1 pseudogene is annotated in these 212 nt (G+C 81.1%); it reads right to left on the bottom strand.

Features of this window, described 5'->3' with window-relative positions:
• A pseudogene (locus A4V12_RS39965) lies at positions 1–212 on the bottom strand (GNAT family N-acetyltransferase); the annotation flags it as partial.

The following is a 212-nucleotide window of genomic DNA, read 5'->3' as shown; positions in this document are numbered from 1 at the left end:
GCCCCCCCCCGCCCGGCGGGCGCCCAGCCCCCGGCCGCGCGCGGCCCCGTACGACAGCGGGCCCCCGCCGATGCCCCGGCCCCGGAACGCCGTTATCAGCCCGAAGTAGACGATCTCGACCCCCCCGTCCTCCTGCGGGTCCAGCCCCACGTCCCCCGCGGGCGTCCCGCGGTCGTACGCCCCCCAGATCCCCGCCCCCGGCCGCTCGACGA

The sequence above is a fragment of the Streptomyces noursei genome (genome assembly GCF_001646665.1).
GTDB lineage: Bacteria > Actinomycetota > Actinomycetes > Streptomycetales > Streptomycetaceae > Streptomyces > Streptomyces lavendulocolor.
Note: the sequence above shows the minus strand (reverse complement) of the source record. Positions and strands in the feature narration are given on the sequence as shown.